Genomic DNA, 25,508 nt, shown 5'->3' on the forward strand with positions numbered 1-25,508 from the left:
TGTCTCATCTCGTGGACAAATTACACGAGGGACAACAGGACATGGCTTCATATCTCAAATCCACACCGACACGTGACGGCTTTTTCGGCGAGTACGGAGGCGCAATGCTGCCGCCCCCGCTGGAGCCGCATTTCAAAGAAATCCGCGAGGCCTATGACCGGATTTCGAAGTCAGCCGACTTCATCGCCGAGCTGCGCCACATCCGTAAGCATTTCCAGGGCCGTCCAACCCCAGTGTCTTATCTGAAGAACCTGTCCGAACAGTGCGGCGGCGCGCAGATCTATGCCAAACGTGAAGATCTGAACCACACTGGCGCGCACAAGCTGAACCACTGCATGGGCGAAGGCCTGCTGGCCAAGTTTATGGGCAAGAAAAAGCTGATGGCGGAAACCGGCGCGGGTCAGCACGGCGTGGCGCTGGCGACTGCCGCCGCTTACTTCGGTCTGGAGTGTGAAATCCACATGGGCGAGATCGACATCGCCAAGGAAGCCCCCAACGTGACCCGCATGAAGCTGCTGGGCGCCGAAGTTGTTCCCGTAGGCTTTGGTGGTCGTTCGCTGAAAGAGGCCGTCGACAGCTGTTTCGGCAGCTATATGGAGCAGGCCGACCGTGCCCTGTTCGCCATCGGCTCGGTCGTGGGTCCGCACCCGTTCCCGATGATGGTTCGTGACTTCCAGCACGTCGTTGGTGTCGAAGCGCGCGAGCAGTTCCTCGAGATGACCGGCGGTCTGCCCGACATGGTCGCCGCCTGTGTCGGCGGTGGCTCGAACGCGATGGGCCTGTTCTCGGGCTTTATCGACGACGAAGACGTATCGCTGCACGGCGTTGAGCCCATGGGCACTTCGTCGAAACTGGGCGAGCACGCCGCGACGATCACCTTCGGCGAAGACGGCGACATCCACGGCTTCCGCACCATGGTTCTGAAAGACGAAAACGGCGAGCCTGCCCCCGTGCACACCGTTGCCTCGGGTCTAGACTATCCGGGCGTTGGCCCGGAACACGCCCACCTCTATCGCACCGGCAAGGCAAACTATTCGGCCTGTGATGACAAAGAAGCCCTGAATGCCTTCTTCACTGTCAGCCGCACCGAAGGCATCATCCCGGCACTGGAAAGCGCCCACGCGGTGGCCTTCGCCATGCGCGAGGCCCCGAAGAATCCGGGCAAGTCGATCCTGATCAATATGTCGGGTCGTGGTGATAAAGACATCGATTACGTGACCGAGAACTTCGGGTTCGGCGAAGACCTGTAAGTCTTTGTAAATATTCGGATTAGGGGCGCCTCGGCGTCCCTTTTTCGTTTACCGGCAGAAGCCCCAGCCATTGGCCTGCAGGTGGAAGTGATCCGCGTGGAGCCGATTGTATTCGGGGCCCAGAACCAAACGGAACCACGTGCAGGATCCGCGCCAGATCTGACGCAGGAACACGGCTTCCTCGGGTGCACCATTCCAGTTCCGCAGCAGGGTCAGCCTGCGCCCGTCGGACAAAAGCGCACCGGTGATGTCGAAGGCGCCTGCGGTGGCATGACTGCTCCACGCGCTTTCCGTGCCGCGTGCGGTGCGCATTTTGCGACAGTTATAGCTGCCGATATGTAAAAGCTGCGCCACATCGGTTCCCAAATGCTGACGCGCGGCGGGTTGGACGTCGTGATGCTCCCACATGGCAAGACGCAACGCGGTGGAACAGCGGGTCTCGACCGGCGATAGCTGCGCGCCGACCAGCGACGACAGGCTGCCGCGCTGCGCGATCCCGCAATGCTCGCCCGAGGTCAGAGGCTCCATCTGCGAGAACCCGACCCCTGCCTGCGCCAACACGTCCCGGCAGGTGGCCTCGTCCCGCGTGGCCATGCGCAGCTGCCAACGGGTCACGGGCGTCACGGGCGCGGTGATCGACAAGGGCCGCGTGGGATTCCAGTGATCGGGCAACACGCTGTCAGGCCGCAAGAGTACCCACAGCGCGACCAACCCCAGAAGCACAAGTGACAACACCGAGGACAAAAGAAAAAGCGCCGCCCGAAAGACAAACGGGCGGCGCTTTTTTGTGTCTTCTTCCATCACCGGACGATCAGTAACGATAGTGTTCCGGCTTGAACGGACCTTCGGTCGAGACGCCGATATAGTCCGCCTGTTCCTTGTTCAGCGACGACAGTTTCACGCCGATGCGGTCCAGATGCAGACGGGCGACTTTCTCGTCCAGATGCTTGGGCAGGATGTAGACGTCGTTGTTGTATTCATCACCCTTGGTCCACAGCTCGATCTGGGCCAGCACCTGGTTGGTGAAGCTGGCCGACATCACGAAGGACGGGTGGCCGGTGGCGTTGCCGAGGTTCAGCAGACGACCTTCCGACAGCAGGATGATGCGGTTGCCCGAGGGCATCTCGATCATGTCTACCTGTTCTTTGATGTTGGTCCACTTGTGGTTCTTCAGGTTTGCCACCTGAATTTCGTTGTCGAAGTGACCGATGTTGCCAACAATCGCCATGTCCTTCATCGCGCGCATGTGCTCGATCCGGATGACGTCTTTGTTGCCGGTGGTGGTGATGAAAATGTCGGCGCTTTCGACGGCATCTTCCAGCGTCACAACCTCGAACCCATCCATGGCAGCTTGCAGCGCGCAGATCGGGTCGATCTCGGTCACTTTCACGCGGGCACCAGCACCGCGCAAGCTGGCGGCCGAGCCTTTGCCAACATCGCCATAGCCACAGACCACGGCGACCTTACCGGCCATCATGGTGTCGGTGGCGCGGCGGATGCCGTCGACCAGAGATTCCTTACAGCCGTATTTGTTGTCGAATTTCGACTTGGTGACACTGTCGTTCACGTTGATCGCGGGGAAGGGCAGTTGGCCGTTCTTCACCAGATCATACAGGCGGTGCACGCCGGTGGTGGTCTCTTCCGAGACACCTTTGATCTGGTCGCGCATCTTGGTGAACCAACCGGGGCTGGCTTCCATGCGCTTTTTGATCTGCGCGTGGATCACGGTTTCTTCTTCCGAACCGGGAACGCCAAGGTCTTCGCCAGCTTCGGCGCGGGCACCCAATAGGATGTACAGCGTCGCGTCGCCGCCATCGTCCAGGATCAGGTTCGGGCCGTCCGGGAATTGGAAGGACAGGTCCAGATAATCCCAATGCTCTTCCAGCGACTGGCCTTTGATGGCGAAGACCGGAACGCCGGATTGCGCGATCGCTGCAGCAGCGTGGTCTTGGGTCGAGAAGATGTTGCACGAGGCCCAGCGCACATCGGCGCCCAGCGCGACCAGCGTTTCAATCAGAACCGCAGTCTGAATGGTCATGTGCAGCGAGCCGACAATGCGTGCGCCCGTCAGGGGTTTCGTTTCACCGTATTCGTCCCGCAGGGCCATCAGGCCCGGCATTTCGGTTTCAGCGATGTCCAGCTCTTTGCGGCCAAACTCGGCCAGAGCGATGTCTTTGACGATATAATCCTGGGTCACGGTGTTTCTCCGATCCTGATCCCGTTACTGTTGCGCGTGCCGTAGCATTCTAACCACGAACACGCAATGAAGGCCAATTGACTTGCCCGTGAAAAAGGCGACATTGCGGGACGAAACCCGCAGGAAGGACCGAAAATGCCCGCAAAACCCCGCGCATGGCAACGTATGCTGTCCGGTCGGCGGCTGGATCTGCTGGATCCGACCCCCGTCGACATCGAGATCGAGGACATCGCCCACGGTCTTGCCTTCGTCGCGCGATGGAATGGGCAGACGTTCGGGGATTTCCCTTATTCCGTGGCCGAACACTCGCTATTGGTCGAAGCGCTGTTCACCCGGATGAACCCCAAAGCGCCCGTGAAGTGGAAGTTGGCTGCCCTTCTGCATGACGCGCCGGAATATGTGATTGGCGACATGATTTCGCCTGTGAAAGCCTCGGTCGGTGCGGGGTACGGAGAGCTGGACGATCGCCTGACCGCCGCCATCCACATCCGCTTTGGCCTGCCTGCGAAAATCCCGGTAGCTGTGAAAAAAGCCGTCAAGCGGGCTGACAAGATCTCGGCCTTTCTAGAGGCCACGCAGATCGCCGGGTTCAGTGTCGAGGAAGCCGGGAAGTTCTTTGGCGTGCCAGACCCCACGATCACTAAGGGGCTGGACATCACCCTGCGTCCGCCCGCCGAAGTCCGCGCCGATTTCACCGCCCGTCACAATAGCCTGTTAGAGCAGATGGGGTAGTCACTTCAGAGACTATTCCAGCCTAAAACGCCTAGGCGCAGACGCGGCCGTGCTGCTCTGTGCCACGTTTCCATCCCACGAACCGCTCGGCTGTAAAACTTAGCTCCAGTTCCCCCCAGCGCAGACGTTGGGTGATGCCTGCAGGGCATCCGGTCAGTGGCAAGGGTGTTGGGCGGCCAAGCTCTCGGGTCAGGGCGGGGATCACGCCCTTAGGCGAGCGTCCGAAATCCACGCGCTGATTGCTGGGCAGAACAGCCATTCCCTGCGCGTCGGGCGCGAAGGTGGCGGCTTGGCGGGGTTCGGGTGTCGGCGCGCCGGGCTGCACGCAGGCAGACAGCAGCGCAAGGCCCATCAGACCCGCGAACAGCCTCATTTCGGGCTGCGTTTGGCCAGAATGCGCTGAAGCGTGCGACGGTGCATGTTCAGACGCCGCGCGGTTTCCGAGACATTGCGGTCGCAGAGTTCATACACGCGCTGGATATGCTCCCACCGGACGCGGTCAGCGGACATGGGGTTTTCCGGCGGCGGCGGCAGCTCGTCCGGCATCGCAAGCAAAGCAGCGGTGATGTCATTGGCGTCTGCGGGTTTCGACAGATAATCTGCCGCGCCCAGCTTGACCGCCGCAACCGCAGTCGCAATCGCGCCATAGCCTGTCAGAACCACAATGCGGGCATCCGGGCGCCGGTCACGAATGGTTTCGACCACATCCAGCCCGTTGCCATCCTCAAGCCGCAGATCGACCACGGCATAGGCGGGCGGGCGGGCGGTGGCGATGGCCTTGCCAGCGGTGACTGATCCTGCCGTCTCAACGGCAAACCCACGCTTTTCCATCGCACGCGCCAAGCGGCGTAGGAACGGTTCGTCGTCATCCACCAATAGAAGGGACGCGTCTTCGCCAATCGGCTTGAGTTCCTCAGTGGTCATCGCAGCAACCTCCGGTTTGCATCTGCACTCAGATACGTAGGTATTAATGACCGTAAGGTCAATTTTGACGCTACGATGTCTGCTATGCGCCTGCGTCAATGAAGCAGCTTACCCGCTTGGCCATCGACTCGGGCGTCTCGTCCCGCTTGAAGAAATCGGCAAACCCGCTGTTGGGGAACATCAGATAGGTGAAGGTCGAGTGATCCATCAGGTAATACTCCTCCATCCCCTCTTCCGGTTCCTGCTTGCGGTAATAGGTCTTATAGGCCTGACTGGCGGCTTTGACCTGTTCTTGCGTGCCGGTCAGGCCAATCATGTTGTCATGCATGTAGCTGGTGAAGTCGGCCAAATGCTCGGGCGTGTCACGCTCCGGGTCGACCGAGATAAAGGCCGCCTGTACGTCATAGCCTTGACCGTCCAGAATGCGCATCGCAGCAGCGTTGCGGGCATTGTCCAGCGGGCAAACGTCGGGGCAGAACGTATAGCCGAAATAGACCAGCGTGGGCTTGGTGATCACGTCTTTCTCGGTCACAAGAGCGCCGGTTTCATCGGTCAGCTCGAACGGACCCCCGATTGAAGCAACGCCGGTTCCGATGGCACCTGCACGGCATTCAGCAAACGCATCCTCTTCCCCGCTGGTGACAAACCATGTCACCCCGACCAGCGCCACAATCGCCGTTGCGGCCGTCACAGCATAGATGCGTTGCATAGAAAATCTCCGGTTTGTTCGCGTGGGCATTGATCCTGCCTTTCGTCACGACTAGCAAGAGAACACATTGACGCAACCGAAAAAGCTAACTCAGTTAATCACAAATGGCGGAACAACAGACAGACCCGGCCACTGATGCCGCCCTTGGCAGCCAGCACCGCAGCTGGGTGCGCCTGCGCACTCTGATCCTTTTGCGCTGGGCAGCGATTGCGGGTCAGATCGTGGCAATTGCCGTGGCAGTTCAGTTCTTTACGGTTCAGATCCCGTTTGGTTTGGTCGCCGCTGTCATTGGGGTCGCGGTGACCGCCAATCTTGTCTCCAGCACGCTTTTCCCGCGCAACACCCGGCTGAACGAACGTCAAGCCACCGGCATTCTGGTGTTCGACACGCTGCAGTTGGGCCTGATGATGTTGCTGACGGGCGGCATTCACAACCCGTTCATGGTGCTGATCCTTGCCCCGGTAACTGTTGCTGCGACCGCGTTGTCGACACGCTCGACCATCATCGTCGGTGCTGTCGCTGTCGCCGCGACCAGTTTGGTGACGTGGGTCAACATTCCGCTTCAGACCGCAACTGGCGTTCTGCAAATGCCCGAGCTGTTCGTGTTCGGCCTTTGGGTCTCGGTTACGATCTCGGTCGGGTTTATCGGACTTTACACGCACCGGATCTCGTCCGAGATGCGTTCGATGTCCGAGGCGTTGCTCGCCACGCAAATGGCCCTGTCCCGCGAGCAGAACCTGACCGATCTGGGCGGGGTTGTGGCTGCCGCCGCACACGAACTTGGCACCCCGCTGGCGACGATCAAGCTGGTCTCATCCGAGCTGGTTGAAGAACTGAACGGCGACGACGAACTGCGCGACGACGCCCGCCTAATCGGCGAACAGGCCGACCGCTGCCGGGACATCCTGCAATCCATGGGCCGCGCCGGCAAAGATGACATGCTGGTCAAGCACGCCCCCCTGATCGCCCTGATCGAAGAGGCCGCCGAGCCCCACCGCGAACGCGGCAAGGCGCTTGAGATCGAAATCACCTGCACCGAGGCAGACCCCCTTGACCAACCCATCCTGATGCGCCGCCCCGAGATCATCCACGGGTTGCGCAACCTGATCCAAAACGCGGTGGATTTCGCCTCGACCAAGGTCTGGATCGAACTGTGCTGGAATGACGAGCGCATCATCATCCGCATTCTGGACGACGGCAAGGGATACTCGCCGCAGGTGCTGGGCTGGATCGGGGACCCGTTCATTCGCCGCCGCAAATCACAGGCAGAGCGCGGCCAGCGTCAGGCCTATAAAGGGATGGGGCTGGGTCTGTTCATCGCCAAGACGCTTTTGGAGCGTACTGGGGCCACGCTGCATTTCGCCAACGCCTCGTCTCCCTATACCGGCCGCCCCCACCCGCGCGAGAAATCTGGCGCGATTGCGCAGGTGGAGTGGAAACGCGGCACACGCGGGCTCGAGGCCGCGGACACCAGCGGCGCGCTGGGCGAGAACATCCATTTCACCCACGATGCGGGTTGAAAAACCCTGTGCGAACAAAGCGTTCGACCGGATTAAGCCTTCATTAACCACACTAGCTTAGAGTTAACCCGTTGATAACGCGGGTGGCAGACCGCCGAAACGACAGGTGTGGACATGATGAATACTCTTTACGCGGTGGGGCTGGTGCTGACGGCCCTGACGATCTCGATCGCGGCGCTTTACATCCTTTCCGTGCTGGACCCGGCGCGGGATCGCAAGCTGCGCAAACGGACCTCGCAGGAAAAAGACAGCGTCGTCTTTCTGTTTGATGATCAGATGCTCACGGATGTGACCCCGGCAGGGCGGCAGATCCTTGACGCGCTTCCACGACACAACTCCGGGTCCGACTGGCAGCATCTGTCCCAAATTCTTGACGCACGTTTTCCCAACCTCTCGGATCAGGTCGCAGATCTGGCCGAACTTGGCACCCTGTCCATCCCATCCGTCGACGGGGCGCATCGGATAGACGCGGAATGGCGCGATGGGTTGGCCCGGATCCAACTGGTCACCTCCGGCACCGAGGGCACGGCCCCCACCGTCGACCGCGTCAGCTTTGACGCCATGCGGGACGAGTTGGACGGGCTGCGCGCGATTGCCCATCATGCACCGGTTATGATGTGGCGCGAGGATGCGAACGGCAAGATTACGTGGGCCAACAAGACTTATCTGGATCAGGCCGCCGACCCGGATGCCGCGGACGGTGTCGCCAGCTGGCCCCCGCAAAAGCTGTTTGATCGCCCCCGGCTTGCGGATGCCAAGACCCTTGAGACCCCGCGCCGTGTGGCCGTGCAACTTCCCACCGATGGTGAACGCCATTGGTTCGAGCTTCACGACGCCCCCTTGGGGACCGAGACCCTGCTGACCGCCATTCCCGTGGATCGCGTGGTGAATGCCGAGAGATCACGGACCGAATTCGTTGCGACCCTGACCAAAACCTTCGCGCATCTTCCCATCGGTCTGGCCATTTTCGACCGCAAGCGACAGCTGACCCTATTCAACCCGGCCCTCACCGACATTCTGGCGCTGGACGCCTCGTTTCTGGTGGGCAAACCGACGCTGTTCACCTTCCTGGATCGTCTGCGCGAAAAGCGGATGATGCCCGAACCGAAGGACTATGTTTCGTGGCGTCAGCAGATGTCAGATTTGGAAAGCGCAGCGGTACACGGCACGTACGAGGAAACATGGTCCCTGCCTACCGGCCAGACCTATCGCATCACCGGGCGCCCCCATCCGGATGGCGCCGTGGCCTTCCTGTTCGAGGACATTACCTCGGAAATCTCGCTGACCCGCCGCTTCCGCCGCGAGCTTGAGATGGGCCAGTCCGCGCTGGATTGTATCGAGGATGCAATCGCCATCTTCTCGCCCGGCGGCGTGCTGTCAATGTCGAACGCGGCCTATACCAAGCTGTGGGGTAATGATCCGTCGACCACGTTGGACGACATCAATTTGGGAGACGCGATCCGCACATGGCGCGGCACCGCCGGCGACACGCCCGTCTGGCGTATGCTGAAGGAATTCGTGGCTGCGCACGGCGAACGTCAGACATGGTCCGACCATATCGCCCTTCTGGACGGGCGACAGGTCGAATGCCATTTCGTCCCCTTGGTGCGCGGCGCCACAATGGCGCGTTTCCATGTCCGCCCCGCCCAGCGCGACCTGAAGCCTGCACCAAGCACGGCCTTGTCTTTGGCCCCCTGACACCGGGCAACGTGATCTGGCCTTGCACCGACGCGCAGGGCGTCTAAAACTCGTGCCATGACGCACGCCTTTCATCATGATCTTGCATTTACAACCCCGGATCAGACCACCGCATTTGCCGAAGCACTTGCCCAGCAACTGGTGCCGGGCGATGTGATCCTGCTGTCCGGTGGGATCGGGGCGGGAAAGACGCATTTTGCCCGCGCAGTGATCCAATCCCGCCTTGCCGCGCAGGGTCTGGTTGAAGACGTGCCCTCGCCGACCTTCACGTTGGTGCAGACCTATGACGACACCACCTGCGAGATCTGGCATTCCGACCTTTATCGCCTGACGCACCCGGACGAAGTGGAAGAGCTGGGCTTGATCGACGCGTTTGAGACCGCCATTTGCCTAGTCGAATGGCCCGACCGTCTGGGCGAGCTGCTGCCGCAAAGCGCGCTGTTCCTTGAGTTCTCGACGGGCGACGCATCTGAAGACCCCGACCTCAGGCACGTCCAAATTTCGGGACCCGCAGAGAACTGGGAAACCCGCATCCAAAAGGCGCTGCCATGAGCGATGATCGCGCGCAGGAGCGCCGCCAGTTCTTGAACTCGACCGACTGGGCCGATGCGCCCTTCCTGCCTCTGACCGGGGATGCTTCGTCCCGCCGCTATTTCCGCGCACATGGCGCACACCCCGCGATCCTGATGGACGCCCCGCCGCCGACCTGCGGTTCGATGCAGGGTTTTGTCGATATCGCGCGTTACCTTGCGGGACTTGGCCTGTCCGCCCCGAAGATCTATGCAGCAGATCTGCAAAGCGGCTTCCTGCTGCTTGCGGATTTCGGGGATGACGATTTCGCGTCCATGATCAACCGAGACCCATCGCTTGAAAATAGTCTCTACTCCGCTGCAATTGACGTAATTCATACCGTTCTGGACGCAACGCCCGCGCCGGTCGTCACCTATGGCATCAGCGAAATGGCGCAAGCTTGCGACTTGGCTTTCCTGCACTATACGCCCCAATCCGCCACCGTAGTGAAGGACGCCCTGGGTGCCATCGAAGAAGCGCTGGTCCCCTTCGACACCACCCTTCGCACATCCCTGCGTGACTTCCACGCGCAGAACCTACACTGGCTGCCGGATCGAGAGGGCACCTCCCGCGTTGGGCTGCTCGACTTTCAGGACGCAGTGAACACGTTGCCCAGCTATGATCTGGTCTCGCTTCTGCGCGATGTGCGGCGCGATGTGTCGGTCGATTTGGCCCAATCCGCACGAGCAGCCTTCGCGATACGCCGTGGGCTCGATCAGAGCGCATTTGAAGACGAGTTCCACATTGTTGCCGTACAGCGCAACCTCCGCATCCTTGGCATTTTCTCCCGCTTGTCGCAGCAGATGGGCAAGCCGCATTATGTTGACCTGATCCCAAGGGTCTGGACCCTGCTGCAGGACGACCTTCGCCACCCGCCGCTTGCGAAACTACGCACCCAACTAAACGCGATCCTGCCCGAACCCAGCGCCACCCATCTTGAAAGGCTCAGACAGCCATGCCCGACACAGTGATGATCTTTGCCGCCGGGCGCGGCACCCGCATGGGCGCGCTGACCGCAGCACAACCGAAGCCGATGATCCCCGTCGCCGGGAAACCCCTTCTGGACCATGCGCTGGATATTGTGGACGCGGCAGACGGCGTCTCGCAGATCATTGTGAACACGCATTATCTGGCAGACCAGATCCACGCGCATTTGGCTGGCCGGGACATCCTTTTCTCACACGAAGATACGCTGCTGGAAACGGGCGGAGGTCTAAAACAGGCTCTAACCTTGCACAAAACCGCCTCACTGTTCACCCTCAACGCCGATGCGGTCTGGTCCGGCCCCAACCCGATGCAGACCCTTCTGCAAGCTTGGGATCCCGACCGGATGGACGCCCTTATGTTGCTTGTTCCGCCCGAAAACGCCATCGGACATTTGGGACAAGGCGACTTCACGATGGCCCCAGACGGACAACTGACGCGCGGGCCGGGGCTGGTCTATACCGGGTGTCAGATCATCAAGACGCCCCCGGTAACGCAGGTCGAGGACGATGTCTTCTCGCTGAACGTCGCGTGGGATGCCATTCACCAAGCCGACCGCCTGTTCGGCCTGCCCTATCAGGGCGCGTGGTGTGATGTCGGGCATCCTGACGGGATTACGCTGGCCGAACAAATGCTGGGGGTCGCCGATGTTTGAGCCCTCGTCCTCAGCGCGCGTGTTCGGTGTCCCGCTCGGCGTCGACTTTCCCAAGGCGCTGGTCGAAGGGTTGCGCCGCCGCATGGATGACCGCCCACCGCACGAGATGGCGCGGATCGAACTGTTCGTGAACTCCCGCCGCATGCTGAACCGCGTGCAAAGCCTGTTTGACGATCAACCCGGATTTGTTCCGCGCCTTCGGCTGATTACTGACCTCGCGCAGATGCCGCTGGACAGTTCGATCCCAACCGCCGTTGCGCCCCTGCGCCGTCAACTGGAACTGCACCAGTTGATCCTTGCCCTGCTCGAGCAAGAGCCCGACCTTGCCCCGAAAAGCGCCGCCTTTGATCTGGCCGACAGCGTGGCAAAGCTGATGGATGAAATGCACGGCGAAGGCGTGAATCCTGCCGCGTTAGAGACACTTGACGTCCAAGACATGTCCGAACATTGGGCACGCAGCCTACGCTTCCTGTCTCTCATCAACCCGTTTTTCGACCCCAGCGCCGGGCATGCTCCTGATGCGGAAACGCGGCAGCGCATGGTGGTGTCCAAGATCATCGAGGGCTGGCAGCACACTCCGCCCGATCATCCGATCCTGATTGCCGGCTCGACAGGGTCACGCGGCACAACCGCGCTTCTGATGCGCGCTGTCGCGCAGCTTCCTCAAGGTGCGTTGATCCTTCCGGGGTTCGATACAGACTTGCCAGATCACACATGGCGCGCGCTGGAAGACGCCCTGTCCGCCGAGGATCACCCGCAATACCGTTTCGCCACGCTTTTGAAGCAGTTGGACCTATCCCGAAGCGAAGTTCAGAACTGGTCAGAACTGCCCTCCGTCGCGCCGGAGCGCAACAAACTGATCTCTCTGGCATTGCGGCCTGCCCCGGTGACGGACCAATGGCAGATTGAAGGGCGCATGTTCGAAGGCATCGCCCAGGCCACCGAAGGGCTGACCTTGATCGAGGCGCAAAAACCGCGGGACGAGGCGCAGGCGATCGCCGCGCTGCTTCGCCGCTCGGTCGAAGACGGGGTCAGCGTGGCTTTGATCACGCCAGACCGAAATCTGACCCGTCAGGTCACAGCCGCGCTGGATCGCTGGAACATCGAACCGGACGACAGTGCGGGGCGCCCGCTGGCTTTGTCCGCACCGGGCCGGTTCCTGCGTCAAATCACTCTTATGATGTGCGAGGCTCCGGCGGCGGATCGGCTGCTGACATTATTAAAGCATCCGCTGACCAACACGGGCGGAGACGCGCGGGGCGACCACCTGCGATGGACCCGCGATCTAGAGCTTCAGGTGCTGCGCGGCTCGGCCGCGGTCCCGGATCGTCAGACGCTTTTGGACTGGGCACAGAAATTCGAGGAAGAACCGGAACGCGCGATCTGGGCCAACTGGGTGGCCACTGTCTGCCTTGCCCCGCCGCTTGAAGGCGAGCTGCCACTGCCGGATCTTCTGACCCACCATCTTGATCTAGCGCGTGAGATCGCGCGTGGTCCGAACGGCGAGGGAACGGGCGAGTTGTGGAACCGCGCTGCGGGGCAATTGTGCCAGGATATCGTCTCGAACCTTGCGGAGAACGCAGAACATGGAGGGGATCTCTCCCCCCTTGCCTATCGCGACCTGTTCCGCTCTATCCTGTCAAAGGGCGAGGTGCGCGATCCGAATACGCCCCATCCCGGCGTGATGTTCTGGGGCACGCTCGAGGCGCGTGTGCAGGGGGCTGACCGTGTCATTCTTGCCGGGTTGAACGATGGCATCTGGCCCGAACTGCCCGGCCCAGATCCGTGGCTGAACCGCCAAATGCGGATGCAAGTGGGCCTTCCCCTGCCCGAACGCCGCGTGGGTCTATCGGCCCATGATTTCCAGCAAGCAATCGCCACGAAAGAGGTGATACTGACCCGTTCGGTCAAGGACGAGGACAGCGAAACCATTCCATCGCGCTGGCTGAACCGCATCTGCAACCTGATGGCTGGGATGTCGTCCGAGGGCGAACGGGCGCTGAAAGATATGCGCGCGCGGGGAACGCAATGGCTGGAATTTGCGCGACAGATTGATCAGCCGAACGAGACTATTTCGCCTGAAAAGCGACCGTCCCCGTCCCCACCCCTGTCCACGCGCCCACGGCAGCTGTCGGCAACGGGTGTGACCAAACTGATCCGCGATCCTTTTGCGATCTATGCGGACAAGGTGCTGCATCTGCGCGCGTTGGATCCCCTTCTTCGCGGATCAGACGCCTTGATGCGCGGGACGGTGCTGCATGATGTGTTTGAAAACTATGTGTCGTCGCTGCCCGACAACCCCGACCCCGTGCTCGAACAGGAACGCTTGCGCCAGATTGCAGACGACATCTTGGCCGAGCACGTGCCCAACCTTGCGACCCGCATACTATGGAAAGCGCGAATTGACCGGATCGCGCCGTGGTTCGTTCAGCAAGAGCTGTCGCGTCGTGACTTCTCGCGCAATCTCGCGAACGAAACCTGGGGGCGCACACAGTTTGATGACCCGGATTTTGAGCTGGTGGCCAAGGCCGACCGAATTGACCGACATCAGGACGGATCACTTCTGATTTACGACTATAAAACGGGCTCGCCTCCGAACGAGAAGCAGCAAAAGCACTTCGACAAACAGTTGCTGCTCGAGGCCGTAATTGCCGAGGTCGGAGAGTTTGAAAACATCGATGCCGCGCCCGTGTCCTTGGTCAGCTATATCGGGCTGACGCCGCAGAAAGAGGTCACAACTGACCTATCCAGCGCTGACATCTCTGCCGTGAAAGAAGAGCTTTTGGGCCTGATTAGAGCCTATAATGACGACGCGCAGGGCTATACCTCGCGCAGGGCAATGCATATGCAGCGCTTCGCCGGAGACTATGATCATCTTGCACGCTACGGCGAATGGGATGACAGCGATGCCCCTGTGATCACGGAGGTCGGTCGATGAAGTTTGACGACGCAACCCGCGCCCAAATCCGCGCGGCGGACCCCACAGCCTCGACCTGGTTATCGGCCAACGCGGGGTCGGGGAAAACCCGCGTTCTGACCGACCGCGTGGCGCGCTTGTTGCTGGACGGCGTATCGCCGCAAAACATCCTGTGCCTCACCTATACCAAAGCCGCCGCAAGCGAGATGCAGAACCGCCTGTTCAAGCGTTTGGGCGAATGGGCGATGAAGGATGACGCCAGCCTGACGCAGGCTCTGGCCGAGCTGGGCGTCGAAGGCACGCGTGATCTGTCGTTGGCCCGTCAATTGTTCGCCCGCGCAATCGAGACGCCCGGCGGGTTGAAGATTCAGACGATCCACGCCTATTGCGCCTCGCTTCTGCGTCGTTTCCCGACCGAAGCAGGCGTGTCCCCCCAGTTTGCCGAGATGGACGACCGCGCCGCCAATGATCTGCGCGCCACTATTCTGGAACAGATGAGCGACGGGCCGCACAAAGGTGTGGTGCAAGATCTGGCGCAGCTGTTTACGGGCGAGGATCTGATGCGGCTGACGGCGGGGATCACCTCGGCCCGGATGTTGTTTGCAGATGACAGGGACGCAGCGCAGATCAACGGCTGGTTCGGCGTGGCGGCTGGCGATAGTCTGGACGCCCTGCTGGACACGTGTTTTGCACCGGATGACCTGAAGCTCTTGTCGGACCTGATCGCGAGCCTCAGAACCGGCGGCGCGACCGACATCAAGCACGCAGCTATGCTGGACGGCGCTGATTTCAGCCAGCCAAATCTGGACCTTCTGGTACGGGTCGAGAAGGTGCTTTTGAAGCAATCTCCGCCGTTTTCCGCAAGAATAGGCTCTGTTCCGACCAAAAAACTTCAGACAGGTATCTGCGCGCCGATCATGGATCAACTGAATGATCTGATGGCGCGGGTCGAGGATGCACGGCACAAGCGACTGGCCCTTCACAACGCACGGCGCACGCAGGTTCTGTACCGCTTTGCACACGTTTACGTCCAAGACTACGAGGCCGCAAAACTGGCGCGTGGTTGGCTGGATTTTGACGATCTGATCCTGAAAGCGGGCGCGCTTCTGACCGACCCATCCGTGGCGGCTTGGGTGCTGTTCAAACTGGACGGTGGCATCGATCACATTCTGGTGGACGAAGCACAGGACACCAGCCCCGTGCAATGGCGCGTGATCGACAGCCTTGCGCGCGAATTCACCACCGGATCAGGCGCCCGCGACGACGTGGAGCGCACGATTTTCGTAGTGGGCGACCCGAAACAATCGATCTATTCGTTCCAAGGCGCAGAACCGGCCGAGTTTCAGCGGATGCAGCACAGTTTCGCGGATCGCTTGCAGCAGGTTGGGCGCGCCTTGGCGGTTCAGCCGCTGGAATACTCGTTCCGATCCTCTCCCGCCGTGCTGGGCTTCGTGGATATGGCGCTGGAAGGCCGGTCAGGTCTTGGGGGCGGCTTCAAGCACCGGGCGTTTTTTGGCGACAAGCCGGGGCGCGTGGACCTGTGGCCGTCGATCGAGCCGGTGAAACACGAGGAAGACCGCGATTGGAACGATCCGGTCGACCGCCCCTCGCCGCGTGATCACCGCGTGCAGCTGGCGGATAACTTGGCGGATGACATCCAGCGGATGATCCGTGAAGAACGTTTGCCCGACGACAAGGGTGGCTCGCGGCCCGTCGATCCGGGCGACATTCTGGTTCTGGTCCGATCCAGAAGTGAACTGTTTCACGAGCTGATCCGCGCCTGCAAAGCGCGCGACATTCCGATTGCTGGGGCAGACCAACTTCGCATCGGGGCAGAGCTTGCGGTGAAAGATCTGACCGCGCTTTTGTCTTTCCTTGCCACACCCGAGGATGATCTGTCGCTGGCGGCTGTGCTGCGGTCCCCCTTGTTCGGGTGGAGCGAAGACGACCTGTTCCGACTGGCGCATTATCGCGGCAAGAATAAATTCCTGTGGCAGGCTTTATCCGAGCAATCAGAGCAATATTCTGCAACGTTAGAGACACTTCATGACCTGCGCGACCGCGCGGATTTCTTGCGACCCTACGAGCTTTTGGAGCGTATCCTGACCCGACACGGCGGTCGCAAAAAGCTGCTCGCGCGGCTGGGCCAAGAAGCCGAGGACGGCATTGATGCGCTGCTGCATCAAGCGATGAACTATGAGCGGCTTGAGATCCCCAGTCTAACCGGATTTATCACGTGGCTGGAAACCGGGGACATCACGATCAAGCGGCAGGTGGACAGCAAGGGGCATCTGGTGCGAGTGATGACGATCCACGGATCGAAAGGGCTTGAGGCGCCGATTGTGATGCTGCCAGATTTGGCGGCGCGGCGCGCTTCGGACACGCCGCAGGTCGGCAAGCTGCCGTCGGATCGGCCCTTCTGGTTCCCATCGAAAGCGGACCGGACCGAAACGATTGACGAAGTCGCCGAGGGCTTGAAAGAGGCCGAGATCGAAGAACGCACAAGGCTGCTTTACGTCGCGATGACCCGCGCCGAGCAGTGGTTGATCCTGGCCGCCGCCGGGGACCTTGGGAGGGCCGACACTGGCTGGTATCGCGTGGCCGAGGCTGCGATGGAGCGCGCGGGTGGGGCTGATTGTGTCTTCCCGACAGGCACGGGCAAACGCTATGCTACGGGCGATTGGCCTGAACCCGGGGTGAACGACCCCACCGCACAGGACGCCGCGCCAACCCCGCTGCCGGATTGGCTGAGCAGTCAGGCTGCGCCGCCTGTCAGCGCGCCAAAACCGCTGTCTCCGTCCGATCTGGGCGGCGCGAAGGCGCTTCCCGGTGAGGCAGAGCTGGCAGACGGGCAGGATCCTTTGATCCGCGGACGTCAAATTCACGCGCTGCTGGAGCATCTGCCGAACGTCGCCTCGGAAAGCTGGGCAGGCGTTGCACAGCATCTGTTGTCCAACGGCCCGGATGCGGCGGAAGCCCATGTGATCGACGCGCTGACCAACGAGGTCTCGGCCCTGCTGACAGACCCGACGCTGGCACATCTTTTCGACGAACGTAGCATCGCCGAAGCCCCCATCACCGGGCATCTGCTGGATGATCCCATGCGCATCCTGCACGGGTTTATCGACCGGCTGATCGTTGCCGATGATCACGTGCTGGCCGTGGATTTCAAATCCAACCGCATCACCCCGGATCGTCCCAACCAAACGCCCGAAGGTGTGTTGCGCCAGTTGGGCGCCTATCGTTGGATGCTACGCGCCATTTATCCCGATCGACCCGTCCACACCGCGATCTTGTGGACACAAACGCGCGAGCTGATGCCTTTGGACGACCAACTTGTCGATGACGCATTTGGTCGCCTTGACGCTGAGGGTCAGGCTACATAGGTTCTGATCAACCAAATTTTTAGGAGAACACACATGGCAACCGTCGCTGTCACCGATGCCACCTTTGACGCAGAAGTCCGCAACTCGGACATTCCTGTCGTTGTTGATTTCTGGGCCGAATGGTGTGGCCCTTGCAAACAGATCGGACCGGCCTTGGAAGAGCTGTCGACCGAGTATGAAGGCAAGGTCAAAATCGTGAAGGTAAACGTGGACGAAAACCCGAATTCGCCGGCCCAGATGGGCGTGCGCGGCATTCCGGCACTGTTCATGTTCAAAGACGGTCAGGTGATCTCGAACAAAGTGGGCGCTGCGCCGAAAGCTGCGCTACAGTCGTGGATCGACGAAAGCGTTTAATCCCGGCACATAGCCAAAAGAAAAGCCCCGCAAATTGCGGGGCTTTTTTGTATCTACGGTGCGCTGCAGTCAGATCAACAGAACCTGCGCGCCATTCTTCGTCAGCGCGAACAGCTCGGCGATATGTTCGTTATACAGGCCGATGCAGCCGTTCGACGACTGACGCCCAATCTTGCGCGTGTCGTGGGTGCCGTGGATCCGATAGTATTTCCACCCCAGATACAGCGCATGGGTGCCCAGCGGGTTGTCGGGGCCGGGGCCAACAAAGGACGGCCATTCCGGGTTGCGCTTCTGCATCGCAGGCGTCGGCGCCCAGGACGGGCCTTCCACCTTGCGGATCACGCTGGTGCGGCCACGGCGGGTCAGATCTTCGCTGAGCGGGACCGAGGTCGGATACAGGCGATAGGTCGATTGATCCTCGGACCAATAGTGCAAACAGCGCGAGCTGATGTCGACAAGGATCACACCGTTCTTGGTGTTGCTGAAATAGGGCTGCCAATCCAGCGTGCGGAAGCTGGAAATATTCCGCTTCACCACTTCAGTCAGATCGCGTTCAACCGCAGTCGAGTTGTCAAACTGCGCAAGCGCAGGCGACGCCACACCGCCCGCTGCGGCGGCAACACCGGTCAAAAACGTACGACGGCCAATCTGTGTTTTGGGGGTGTCACTCATATTGCCACTCCAATGAACTAACTTTTGTTAATGTACCCTATATTGCGCGACGGCATCAGTCGCAAATCAAACCGGCGTGAATCGGCAATATCACGCACCCGTTGTTTGAATTCGTTTCATAGTGTCTATAGTGAAGCGCCTGAACAAGATTATTTTGATGAGAGTACCCATGCGCGCGATTTTGTTGGCTTTGGCCGCAGCAACAGCTCTGACAGCTTGTACGACCAGCACAGGTAATATCGGAGACGGCACCAAAGTGTACCGGATTTCGTCTTCGCAAACGTCGCGCGTTCAGTACCGCATGCTGGATTCCGTGAACGAACTGCGTGCCGCGTCGGGCGCCGTGCCGCTGCAACTGGACAGCCTGCTGACCGCTGCTGCCAAAACCCATGCCCAAGACATGGCGGTACAGAACCGCCCGTGGCATTTCGGCTCGGACGGGTCGTCGCCACTGGATCGCGCCAATCGCGTCGGCTATCCGGGGCTTTATTTGGGCGAGACGATTTCCGAGACCTTTGAAAGCGAGCTGACCACCCTGTCGGCCTGGATGGCGAACCCGGACACGCGTCGCATCATCATGGATCCGCGGGCGCGCAACATGGGGTTCTCGTGGCATCAGGAATCCAATGGCAAGATCTGGTGGGTTCTGGAAACCGGCGCCTAAACCCTTCGAAACAAACAAAAAGCCCGCCTCATCCGGCGGGCTTTGTCTTAGGGGTTGATGTCGATAACTGTCCCCAGCCGAACCATCGTATAGATCTCGCGCATCTCACGATCCTTGACCGAGATACAGCCCGCCGTCCAATCCGGGCCATTCGGGTCCTTGGGGCGCGGACCACCGTGGATGAATATCTCGCCGCCGGGCGGCTTTCCGCGTGCCCGCGCATATTCCACGTCTTTCCGATTGGGATAGGAAATACCGATCGACAGATAGAAGGCGCTGTTGGGATTGCGGCGGTCGATGACATAGCGTCCCTCGGGCGTCTTGCCGTCGCCTTCGAACTGCTTGTGCCCATTGGGGGCGAAGCCAAGATCGATGTCATAGCGCTTCAGAATCTCGGTGCCGTGCAGAAGATACATCTTCCGAGCGCCCTTGTTCACAACAATCCGCGTGACCTCGGGCCCGTCATACCGGGTTATCTTCTCGCCGCAGGACGCGGTAAAGAGAAGGGCAAGCACTGCTGCAACTGCAACGACGATTCTCATGGGTCACCCGTAGTTTTTATTGGGCAGGTCCGACTTATCCGCGCCGGAAACTGGCCACCTGCTCGGTATGTGTGGACCAGCGGAACTGGTCCACGACCTGTATCCACTCCATTTCAAACCCTGCATCAAGCAAAATCTTGGCATCTCGCGCAAAACTGACCGCGTTGCACGACACCATTGCCACAACTGACAGGTCCGAGGCCGCAATCTGTTCGATCTGTGCCTCGGCCCCGGCACGCGGGGGGTCGATAACTGCGGCGTCGAAGCGTTTCAGGTCCTCGGCATAGAGCGGGTTTCGGAACAAATCGCGGGTTTCAGTGGTGACCTTGTGCAGACCCTGCGCATGACGCCAGCCTGCATCGAGCGTTTTCAACATGCTGCCCTCGCCCTCGACCGCGTGGACCACGGCGTTTTCCGCCAAGGGCAGCGCGAAGGTGCCGCAGCCCGCAAACAGGTCCACAATGTGGTCGGCGTCACCAACGGCCTCGCGCACGGCGGCCAGCAAAGCGGCTTCGCCTTCGCGGGTGGCTTGCAGGAACGCACCGGGCGGGGGTATCACGGCGGCGGGTCCAAAGCTTTGCGTCGGAGGGGTTTCCATCGCGATCACCTCGCCGTCCCACGACAGGCGCGCGAAACCGAACCGATGTACGGCCTGCCCCAACTGGGATTCAAGCGCGCGGTCCAGTGGCTTGCCGCCCGTCACAGAGACATCCAGCCCCACATCAGAAACCGTCGCGTTGATCGACAGCTCGCCCTTGCGCGAGCCGCCAATCACCGTCAATTCGCCCAGCGCGGGCAAGGCTTGCAAGATCTCTGAATGGATCAGATGACAGTCCGAAACCTCGGTGATTGTGCCGGAGCGGCGGCCATGAAACCCGACAATCGGGGCTTTCTTCCCCCGCCGAGCAGACAGCACCGCACGGCGTCTGGACCGCGCGGACGAGGTGTGGATCGGCCTGAAATCAGTTTCTATTCCATGGGAACTCAGCGCATTTTGGACAATCTCGGTCTTCCAGTTCGCCACGAATTCATCCGAGGCATGCATCAACGAACACCCCCCGCATGTGTTGTAATGCGGGCAGGCCGGTTTGACCCGGTCGGCCGAGGGCGTGACGATCTTTGGTGTCTCGATCCGGTCGCCCACAACGTCACCGCGCACCACCTCGCCCGGCAGGGTGCGGGCGGCGAAGATCGGCCCTTCGGCAATCCCATCGCCCAAATGGCCCAGACGGGTGATGGTGTGCGTCATATCGCTCATTTCAACAGTTCCTCACGCGTCAGGGTAAATTCCGATGCGATCCAACGGGTTTCGAGTTCACGCAGCTTGTCGCCCAGCGCGGGGCCGGTGATGCCCGGCATCAGGTCGGCGGGCTTGATGGGGAACTTGGCTGCGGTTCCGGCGTCAATCTGGCGTTCCAGCCCATCGGCCAGCGGCATTTCAAGCATCACAGCGCGCAGAAGCGCAATGTTACGTGCTTGGTCGGGGCCCAACCGGAAGGCCAGTTCTCCGACAGCGGCGGATGACCCAATCTCATCGCGCAAGTTCTCAAGCTGCTTCGCCTGTTTCTTAGACAAGCGCAGCGCCTTCGCGACGCCTTGCCCGCCCAAAAGCGCCAGTCGCCGCAAGGGGTCTGCGGCCAAATCTGCTTCCAGATGCACCAAAACGGCCAGCTTCGAGGCATCAGCACCGGGCAAAATACACGCCAAAACGCCCGACTGCTCCATGGCAGCCATGGCCGGCGCAGGATCAGGCGCGGAGAGGATTTTCAGCATCTCCAGCCCGACACGTTCCTTCGAAAGCGTCTCTAACCCATCCAAATTTGCCGCACAGGCCGCCAAACCATCGGGATCAATCCCCGCTGCGACATCGCCATACCAAGCGTGAAACCGGAAGAAGCGCAGCGTGCGTAGGTAATCCTCGCGGATGCGTTCACCCGCATCGTCAATGAACCGCACCCGGCACGCCTGAAGATCGGGAAGCCCGCCCAAAGGGTCCAAAACCTGCCCGGTTGGATCGGCATAAAGCGCGTTCATCGTGAAATCGCGGCGGTGTGCGTCATCCTCGATCCGATCCGAGAACGCCACGACCGCGCGCCGCCCATCGGTCTGGACATCTTTGCGATAGGTCGTGATCTCGTACGGTTCGTGATCAATGACAATCGTCACCGTGCCATGCTCGATCCCCGAGGGCAGAACGCGCAGGCCCGCAGCCTCGGCCAGTTCCATCACGCGCGCGGGCCGCGCATCCGTACACATGTCCAGATCCGAGATCCCGACCCCCAACAAGTCGTTGCGCACGCATCCGCCGACGAAATAGGCCTGATATCCCGCGTCAGACAACAACGCACAGACACGCTGCGCGCCCGGGTCGTTGATCCAATCACCCTGAACACGCGTCATTGTGCCAGCCTTTCAGCCAGCCCACGCAGCATCCGCGCGGTCGCGCCCCAGATGTAATATGGGCCAAGCGGCACGGTTTCATACCAGCGCATTTGGCCCTGCCAAAACCGCCCCTGCCTGCTGAACTTCGCAAGGTCAGCGACATGGTCAAAGGGCACACGGAATGCTTCTTCGACCTCGCCGGGTTCAACGATTGGAGTGAATTCAGTGGTCACCAAGCCCAAGACCGGAGTCACCGTGAAGCCGGTGACGGTCTCGTGCTCGGGCAATTGGCCCAGAACTTCGACATGGGTCGGGTTCAGGCCGATTTCCTCATGCGCCTCACGCAGGGCGGTGGCGCGGATATCAGTGTCTATTTCGTCCCGTTTTCCGCCTGGAAAGGCGATCTGACCGGGGTGGTGCTTCAAGGCCGAGGACCGTTTGGTCAACACCAAATCCAACCCCGTTCGGGTTTCGACAAAGGGCATCAGCACACCCGCCGGGCGCAGTTTCCGCCCGGCAAGAGATTGCACGCCGGGCGACAGATCAAAGTCCGAGCTTCCCGTCCCTGACAGGGACAGGGCAGCCCGAAGGCGCGCGATTTGATCAGGCGCTGTCACCATCCACGCCCTTCGCATCCTTGCCAACGGTGGCCGGATCCAGATCGTAATGCGCACCGCAAAACTGGCAATCCGCGGTCACGCGTCCGTCTTCATCGGTCATGTGGCCGATGTCTCGTTCCGAATAGATCGACAGGCTGTCACGCACGCGCTGTTCAGAACAGGGACAACCGAAAGTGACGGGCTGTGGATCATAGACGCGCGGCGCTTCTTCGTGGAAGAGGCGCACCAACAGCTCGGTCGGCTGAACCGAGGGGCCGACAAGCTCCAGCTCTTCCACCGAATCCAGCAGGATGTTGGCGCGGCTCCAGTTTTCGCTGTCTTCGTCGGTCAGCAGGTCGCTGGGCGCCAGAAGCCCAGCTTCGCCCGACCCACCTTCGCCCGTCACGTGCGGCGAGGACTTTGGCATGTGTTGCAGCATCACACCGCCCGCACGCCAGCCTTCCTGACCACCGCCCCAGACCGATTTGCCAAAGGTCAGGTGAAAGCGGGTTGGCAGCTGCTCGGATTGCGCGAAGTAAGCCTGCGCACAGTCAGACAGCGAATTACCCACCAGCGGCGTCATACCCTTATAGGGCTGCTTGCCTTCCTTCTGCTGGATCAGGATCGCGAAGATACCTTTGCCGATCTGTGGGAAGCTGGGCCCGGTGGGGTCCAGACGCTCGTCGTCATAGCTGGCATAGGCGCGGATTTCGGCGGGCTCGCCTGCTACTTTCGGCGCGTAGTAATCAGTCGCGATCAGGCGCGCAGGTCCATCGCCGCGGATCTGCAGCGACAGTTTCCAGCTTTGCTTGATGGTCTGCCCGATCATCGCGGTCAGCATGGCGGCTTCGGCCACCAGCGCTTCGATCGCGGGGGGGTAATTGTGTTGGGACAGGATCGTGTCCAGCGTTCCGTCAAGGCGCAGAAGGCGACCACGGATGTCGCTGTTGTCCAGTTGGAATGGCAGAATGGTGTCATCCCATGCGATTTGAGATCCAAGGGTCATTGGGGTTTCCTATCGGCGTTCAGCTTGGCATACCGCGTCTATATGGTGGCAGCAACCGGATGGAAAAGGGATGATCCGAAGATTTGGCGCTCCTAAGCAGAGAAATCGGGCCTACACCCCGCGGCCGGGCGCCTATGCGATCCTTCTGCACGGGCGGGATCTGCTGCTGACACATCAGGGCGGGGCGTTCGACGAATACCAGCTGCCGGGCGGCGGCATTGATGCGGGGGAAAGCCCGATTGCCGCCCTGCATCGTGAAGTGATGGAAGAGACGGGCTGGTCCATTCGCAATCCGATGCGACTGGGCACGTATCGGCGGTTCACCTTCATGCCGGAATATGACCTGTGGGCCGAAAAGATCTGTCACATTTATCTGGCGGTGCCCGTTCGGCAAATCTGCGCACCAATTGAGGCGGACCATGATGCAATCTGGAGCACCGCGCGCACTGCGGCAAAGATCCTGCACAGCCCGGGTGACAGGCATTTTGTTCAGACCTACGTAGGCGACTTGTAGGTCACCATCACACAGGACAGATCATCGCCAAATTCCTGTCCGCCTGCAAAACAGTCCAAATCCCAGACCATCGCGTCGAACAACATCTCGTTGGTCAGGCCGCTATTCTTTTCAATGATTTCGCCAAACCCTTGTTCTTCAACCTGTTCTTTCTGCGTATTTTCACATTCCGTAAAGCCGTCCGAATAGAAAATCAGCCGTTCTCCGGGTTGCAGCAGCAAGGTTTGGCTTTCGAATTCTGCGCCCGGGATCAGGCCAATCGGCATCCCGCCCTCTCCTATAAACTGCGCCCGACCAGATCGGTTCAGGACCACCGCATTCGGGTGCCCGCATTGGGTAAACTCCACATGGCCGGTCGTCATGTTAAGATAGCCAAACAGCATGGTGAAATAGTGCTCGGACAACATGTCCTTGGTTAAGAGTGTGTTGAGCTGAGCCGCGACCATCTCGGGCGGTTGCCGGTGGTGATTGCCGTCCTCACACTCGATCAATGCGATGTTATGCGTGGGGGACCCTTCTGACAGGTATGACGCCAACCGCGCGGTCAGCAGCGCCGAGGCGATCCCGTGCCCCGACACGTCAATCGAATAGAACGCGATGTGGTCCTTTCCGGCATCAAAAAACCCGACCAGATCGCCGCCCACATGCCCGCAGGGCTTCAACAGCACGGACACTTCTGCCCGGCCCCAGTCGCGGAAGGATTCACGCACCAAGGACTGCTGCATCTTCCGCGCCTCGACCAAGTCGCGATCCAGCGAATCATAGAGCGTCTTCAGCTCTGCCAGCGCCGAGGACACCAGCCGGTTGGTTTCCTGAAGCTCCCGCTCCATCGACAGAATACGCCCACCCGCCGCGATCCGTGCACGCAGTTCGTCCGGGTTAAAGGGCTTGGCCAGAAAATCATCTGCGCCAACATCCAGACCCCGCGCAACCGCGCCTTTGTCCGATTTCGACGTCAGCAGGATGAAATAGACATAGCCCTTCGCATTCTGTGCCCGGATGGCTTGGCACAGCTCCAGCCCGTCCATACCTGGCATCATCCAGTCGCTAAGGATCAAGTCGAATTCCTGCGTACCAAACAGTTTAAGCGCTTCAATCCCCGATCCTGCTTCGGTCACTTGATAGCCCTGTTTCACCAGTGATCGTGACATCAAGCTGCGTTGGGCGCGGCTGTCATCAACAAGCAGAATATGTTGAATCGCCTCAGGCCTGCGCCCGTCTTTTTGCGCAGCA

Annotated in this window: 24 protein-coding genes; 12 read left to right on the forward strand and 12 right to left on the reverse strand. The window is 60.5% G+C overall.

Going from position 1 to position 25,508, the window contains the following annotated elements:
* Nucleotides 1-41 precede the first annotated feature (41 nt).
* Entirely contained in the window at nt 42-1,250 is a 1,209-nt protein-coding gene (trpB, locus tag MWU53_RS07995; protein WP_247092209.1) for a tryptophan synthase subunit beta, read from the forward strand.
* A gap of 48 nt (nt 1,251-1,298) precedes the next feature.
* Here trpB and MWU53_RS08000 read toward each other — a convergent pair whose 3' ends face one another.
* Nucleotides 1,299-2,051 (reverse strand): extensin family protein, encoded by a 753-nt coding sequence (locus tag MWU53_RS08000; protein WP_247092210.1) that lies wholly within the window; start codon nt 2,049-2,051, stop codon nt 1,299-1,301.
* 10 nt (nt 2,052-2,061) lie between these two features.
* Entirely contained in the window at nt 2,062-3,447 is a 1,386-nt protein-coding gene (gene ahcY, locus MWU53_RS08005) for an adenosylhomocysteinase (RefSeq protein ID WP_247092211.1), read from the reverse strand.
* 135 nt (nt 3,448-3,582) lie between these two features.
* Here ahcY and MWU53_RS08010 point away from each other — a divergent pair, with 135 nt between their 5' ends.
* Nucleotides 3,583-4,179, forward strand: a complete 597-nt coding sequence (locus MWU53_RS08010) for an HD family hydrolase (protein ID WP_247092212.1) — start codon at nt 3,583-3,585, stop codon at nt 4,177-4,179.
* A gap of 31 nt (nt 4,180-4,210) precedes the next feature.
* Here the strand turns inward: MWU53_RS08010 and MWU53_RS08015 are convergent, their stop codons facing one another.
* The 3 genes from MWU53_RS08015 to MWU53_RS08025 all read right to left on the reverse strand — a co-directional run bounded on the left by MWU53_RS08015 (nt 4,211) and on the right by MWU53_RS08025 (nt 5,812).
* A complete protein-coding gene (locus MWU53_RS08015; protein WP_247092213.1) occupies nt 4,211-4,552 on the reverse strand; it encodes a hypothetical protein in 342 nt (113 codons plus the stop codon).
* Nucleotides 4,549-5,103, reverse strand: a complete 555-nt coding sequence (locus MWU53_RS08020; protein WP_163039982.1) for an ActR/PrrA/RegA family redox response regulator transcription factor — start codon at nt 5,101-5,103, stop codon at nt 4,549-4,551. The genes MWU53_RS08015 and MWU53_RS08020 overlap by 4 nt, the downstream gene beginning before the upstream one ends.
* 82 nt (nt 5,104-5,185) lie before the next feature.
* Nucleotides 5,186-5,812 carry an SCO family protein gene (locus MWU53_RS08025; protein WP_247092214.1) on the reverse strand — a complete coding sequence of 209 codons (627 nt, stop codon included), beginning with the start codon at nt 5,810-5,812 and terminating at the stop codon, nt 5,186-5,188.
* A 104-nt stretch (nt 5,813-5,916) separates the two neighbouring features.
* Between MWU53_RS08025 and MWU53_RS08030 the strand changes: the two genes are divergently transcribed.
* From MWU53_RS08030 to trxA, 8 genes are all read left to right on the forward strand, one after another.
* On the forward strand, nt 5,917-7,332 hold the full coding sequence (locus tag MWU53_RS08030; protein ID WP_247092215.1) for a sensor histidine kinase RegB: 1,416 nt from the start codon (nt 5,917-5,919) through the stop codon (nt 7,330-7,332).
* Between the two features lie 114 nt (nt 7,333-7,446).
* Entirely contained in the window at nt 7,447-9,030 is a 1,584-nt protein-coding gene (locus MWU53_RS08035; protein WP_247092217.1) for a PAS-domain containing protein, read from the forward strand.
* 57 nt (nt 9,031-9,087) lie between these two features.
* Complete coding sequence (tsaE, locus tag MWU53_RS08040; protein WP_247092219.1) at nt 9,088-9,582, forward strand: tRNA (adenosine(37)-N6)-threonylcarbamoyltransferase complex ATPase subunit type 1 TsaE; 495 nt, start codon at nt 9,088-9,090, stop codon at nt 9,580-9,582.
* Nucleotides 9,579-10,571, forward strand: coding sequence for a phosphotransferase (locus MWU53_RS08045; RefSeq protein ID WP_247092221.1), 993 nt, complete (start codon nt 9,579-9,581; stop codon nt 10,569-10,571). The genes tsaE and MWU53_RS08045 overlap by 4 nt, the downstream gene beginning before the upstream one ends.
* Nucleotides 10,556-11,239 (forward strand): nucleotidyltransferase family protein, encoded by a 684-nt coding sequence (locus MWU53_RS08050; RefSeq protein ID WP_247092223.1) that lies wholly within the window; start codon nt 10,556-10,558, stop codon nt 11,237-11,239. The genes MWU53_RS08045 and MWU53_RS08050 overlap by 16 nt, the downstream gene beginning before the upstream one ends.
* The gene (addB, locus tag MWU53_RS08055; RefSeq protein ID WP_247092225.1) at nt 11,232-14,177 is read left to right on the forward strand and encodes a double-strand break repair protein AddB; all 2,946 of its coding nucleotides are present in this window, start codon (nt 11,232-11,234) and stop codon (nt 14,175-14,177) included. Before MWU53_RS08050 ends, addB begins: the two co-directional genes overlap by 8 nt.
* Nucleotides 14,174-17,542: a double-strand break repair helicase AddA gene (gene addA, locus MWU53_RS08060; RefSeq protein WP_247092227.1), complete on the forward strand. Its 3,369-nt coding sequence runs from the start codon at nt 14,174-14,176 to the stop codon at nt 17,540-17,542. The genes addB and addA overlap by 4 nt, the downstream gene beginning before the upstream one ends.
* Before the next feature lie 33 nt (nt 17,543-17,575).
* Nucleotides 17,576-17,896 (forward strand): thioredoxin, encoded by a 321-nt coding sequence (gene trxA, locus MWU53_RS08065; RefSeq protein ID WP_133485203.1) that lies wholly within the window; start codon nt 17,576-17,578, stop codon nt 17,894-17,896.
* Between the two features lie 69 nt (nt 17,897-17,965).
* On the opposite strand, the gene MWU53_RS08070 is transcribed toward trxA, so the two are convergent.
* The gene (locus MWU53_RS08070) at nt 17,966-18,568 is read right to left on the reverse strand and encodes a L,D-transpeptidase (protein WP_247092229.1); all 603 of its coding nucleotides are present in this window, start codon (nt 18,566-18,568) and stop codon (nt 17,966-17,968) included.
* A 169-nt stretch (nt 18,569-18,737) separates the two neighbouring features.
* On the opposite strand from MWU53_RS08070, the gene MWU53_RS08075 reads away from it, so the two are divergent.
* A complete protein-coding gene (locus tag MWU53_RS08075; RefSeq protein ID WP_247092231.1) occupies nt 18,738-19,232 on the forward strand; it encodes a CAP domain-containing protein in 495 nt (164 codons plus the stop codon).
* Nucleotides 19,233-19,279: 47 nt separating this feature from the next.
* Here the strand turns inward: MWU53_RS08075 and MWU53_RS08080 are convergent, their stop codons facing one another.
* Genes MWU53_RS08080 through MWU53_RS08100 form a run of 5 tightly spaced genes read right to left on the reverse strand, consistent with a single transcriptional unit; the run spans nt 19,280 to nt 23,761 of the window.
* Complete coding sequence (locus MWU53_RS08080; RefSeq protein ID WP_247092233.1) at nt 19,280-19,774, reverse strand: L,D-transpeptidase family protein; 495 nt, start codon at nt 19,772-19,774, stop codon at nt 19,280-19,282.
* Nucleotides 19,775-19,808: 34 nt separating this feature from the next.
* Nucleotides 19,809-21,023, reverse strand: coding sequence for a class I SAM-dependent RNA methyltransferase (locus MWU53_RS08085; RefSeq protein ID WP_247092526.1), 1,215 nt, complete (start codon nt 21,021-21,023; stop codon nt 19,809-19,811).
* 5 nt (nt 21,024-21,028) lie between these two features.
* Nucleotides 21,029-22,174, reverse strand: a complete 1,146-nt coding sequence (locus MWU53_RS08090) for a CCA tRNA nucleotidyltransferase (RefSeq protein ID WP_247092235.1) — start codon at nt 22,172-22,174, stop codon at nt 21,029-21,031.
* On the reverse strand, nt 22,171-22,776 hold the full coding sequence (locus tag MWU53_RS08095; RefSeq protein ID WP_247092237.1) for a CoA pyrophosphatase: 606 nt from the start codon (nt 22,774-22,776) through the stop codon (nt 22,171-22,173). Before MWU53_RS08095 ends, MWU53_RS08090 begins: the two co-directional genes overlap by 4 nt.
* Nucleotides 22,760-23,761: an Hsp33 family molecular chaperone HslO gene (locus MWU53_RS08100; RefSeq protein ID WP_247092239.1), complete on the reverse strand. Its 1,002-nt coding sequence runs from the start codon at nt 23,759-23,761 to the stop codon at nt 22,760-22,762. The genes MWU53_RS08095 and MWU53_RS08100 overlap by 17 nt, the downstream gene beginning before the upstream one ends.
* Before the next feature lie 70 nt (nt 23,762-23,831).
* Between MWU53_RS08100 and MWU53_RS08105 the strand changes: the two genes are divergently transcribed.
* Nucleotides 23,832-24,275, forward strand: coding sequence for an NUDIX hydrolase (locus tag MWU53_RS08105; protein WP_247092241.1), 444 nt, complete (start codon nt 23,832-23,834; stop codon nt 24,273-24,275).
* Here the strand turns inward: MWU53_RS08105 and MWU53_RS08110 are convergent.
* Nucleotides 24,257-25,474 (reverse strand): SpoIIE family protein phosphatase, encoded by a 1,218-nt coding sequence (locus MWU53_RS08110; RefSeq protein ID WP_348647035.1) that lies wholly within the window; start codon nt 25,472-25,474, stop codon nt 24,257-24,259. The two genes, MWU53_RS08105 and MWU53_RS08110, sit on opposite strands and share 19 nt — an antisense overlap.
* Between the last annotated feature and the right edge of the window lie 34 nt (nt 25,475-25,508).

It is taken from the genome of Aliiroseovarius sp. S1123, from assembly GCF_023015885.1.
Classification (GTDB): domain Bacteria; phylum Pseudomonadota; class Alphaproteobacteria; order Rhodobacterales; family Rhodobacteraceae; genus Aliiroseovarius.

Excerpts from the sequence above, each read along its gene's own strand:
- trpB (WP_247092209.1), top strand. The coding sequence starts at position 42 with ATGGCTTCATATCTCAAATCCACACCGACACGTGACGGCTTTTTCGGC.
- MWU53_RS08000 (WP_247092210.1), bottom strand. The coding sequence starts at position 2,051 with ATGGAAGAAGACACAAAAAAGCGCCGCCCGTTTGTCTTTCGGGCGGCG.
- MWU53_RS08010 (WP_247092212.1), top strand. The coding sequence starts at position 3,583 with ATGCCCGCAAAACCCCGCGCATGGCAACGTATGCTGTCCGGTCGGCGG.
- MWU53_RS08015 (WP_247092213.1), bottom strand. The coding sequence starts at position 4,552 with ATGAGGCTGTTCGCGGGTCTGATGGGCCTTGCGCTGCTGTCTGCCTGC.
- MWU53_RS08020 (WP_163039982.1), bottom strand. The coding sequence starts at position 5,103 with ATGACCACTGAGGAACTCAAGCCGATTGGCGAAGACGCGTCCCTTCTA.
- MWU53_RS08025 (WP_247092214.1), bottom strand. The coding sequence starts at position 5,812 with ATGCAACGCATCTATGCTGTGACGGCCGCAACGGCGATTGTGGCGCTG.
- MWU53_RS08030 (WP_247092215.1), top strand. The coding sequence starts at position 5,917 with ATGGCGGAACAACAGACAGACCCGGCCACTGATGCCGCCCTTGGCAGC.
- MWU53_RS08035 (WP_247092217.1), top strand. The coding sequence starts at position 7,447 with ATGATGAATACTCTTTACGCGGTGGGGCTGGTGCTGACGGCCCTGACG.
- tsaE (WP_247092219.1), top strand. The coding sequence starts at position 9,088 with ATGACGCACGCCTTTCATCATGATCTTGCATTTACAACCCCGGATCAG.
- MWU53_RS08045 (WP_247092221.1), top strand. The coding sequence starts at position 9,579 with ATGAGCGATGATCGCGCGCAGGAGCGCCGCCAGTTCTTGAACTCGACC.
- MWU53_RS08050 (WP_247092223.1), top strand. The coding sequence starts at position 10,556 with ATGCCCGACACAGTGATGATCTTTGCCGCCGGGCGCGGCACCCGCATG.
- addB (WP_247092225.1), top strand. The coding sequence starts at position 11,232 with ATGTTTGAGCCCTCGTCCTCAGCGCGCGTGTTCGGTGTCCCGCTCGGC.
- addA (WP_247092227.1), top strand. The coding sequence starts at position 14,174 with ATGAAGTTTGACGACGCAACCCGCGCCCAAATCCGCGCGGCGGACCCC.
- trxA (WP_133485203.1), top strand. The coding sequence starts at position 17,576 with ATGGCAACCGTCGCTGTCACCGATGCCACCTTTGACGCAGAAGTCCGC.
- MWU53_RS08070 (WP_247092229.1), bottom strand. The coding sequence starts at position 18,568 with ATGAGTGACACCCCCAAAACACAGATTGGCCGTCGTACGTTTTTGACC.
- MWU53_RS08075 (WP_247092231.1), top strand. The coding sequence starts at position 18,738 with ATGCGCGCGATTTTGTTGGCTTTGGCCGCAGCAACAGCTCTGACAGCT.
- MWU53_RS08080 (WP_247092233.1), bottom strand. The coding sequence starts at position 19,774 with ATGAGAATCGTCGTTGCAGTTGCAGCAGTGCTTGCCCTTCTCTTTACC.
- MWU53_RS08085 (WP_247092526.1), bottom strand. The coding sequence starts at position 21,023 with ATGACGCACACCATCACCCGTCTGGGCCATTTGGGCGATGGGATTGCC.
- MWU53_RS08090 (WP_247092235.1), bottom strand. The coding sequence starts at position 22,174 with ATGACGCGTGTTCAGGGTGATTGGATCAACGACCCGGGCGCGCAGCGT.
- MWU53_RS08095 (WP_247092237.1), bottom strand. The coding sequence starts at position 22,776 with ATGGTGACAGCGCCTGATCAAATCGCGCGCCTTCGGGCTGCCCTGTCC.
- MWU53_RS08100 (WP_247092239.1), bottom strand. The coding sequence starts at position 23,761 with ATGACCCTTGGATCTCAAATCGCATGGGATGACACCATTCTGCCATTC.
- MWU53_RS08105 (WP_247092241.1), top strand. The coding sequence starts at position 23,832 with ATGATCCGAAGATTTGGCGCTCCTAAGCAGAGAAATCGGGCCTACACC.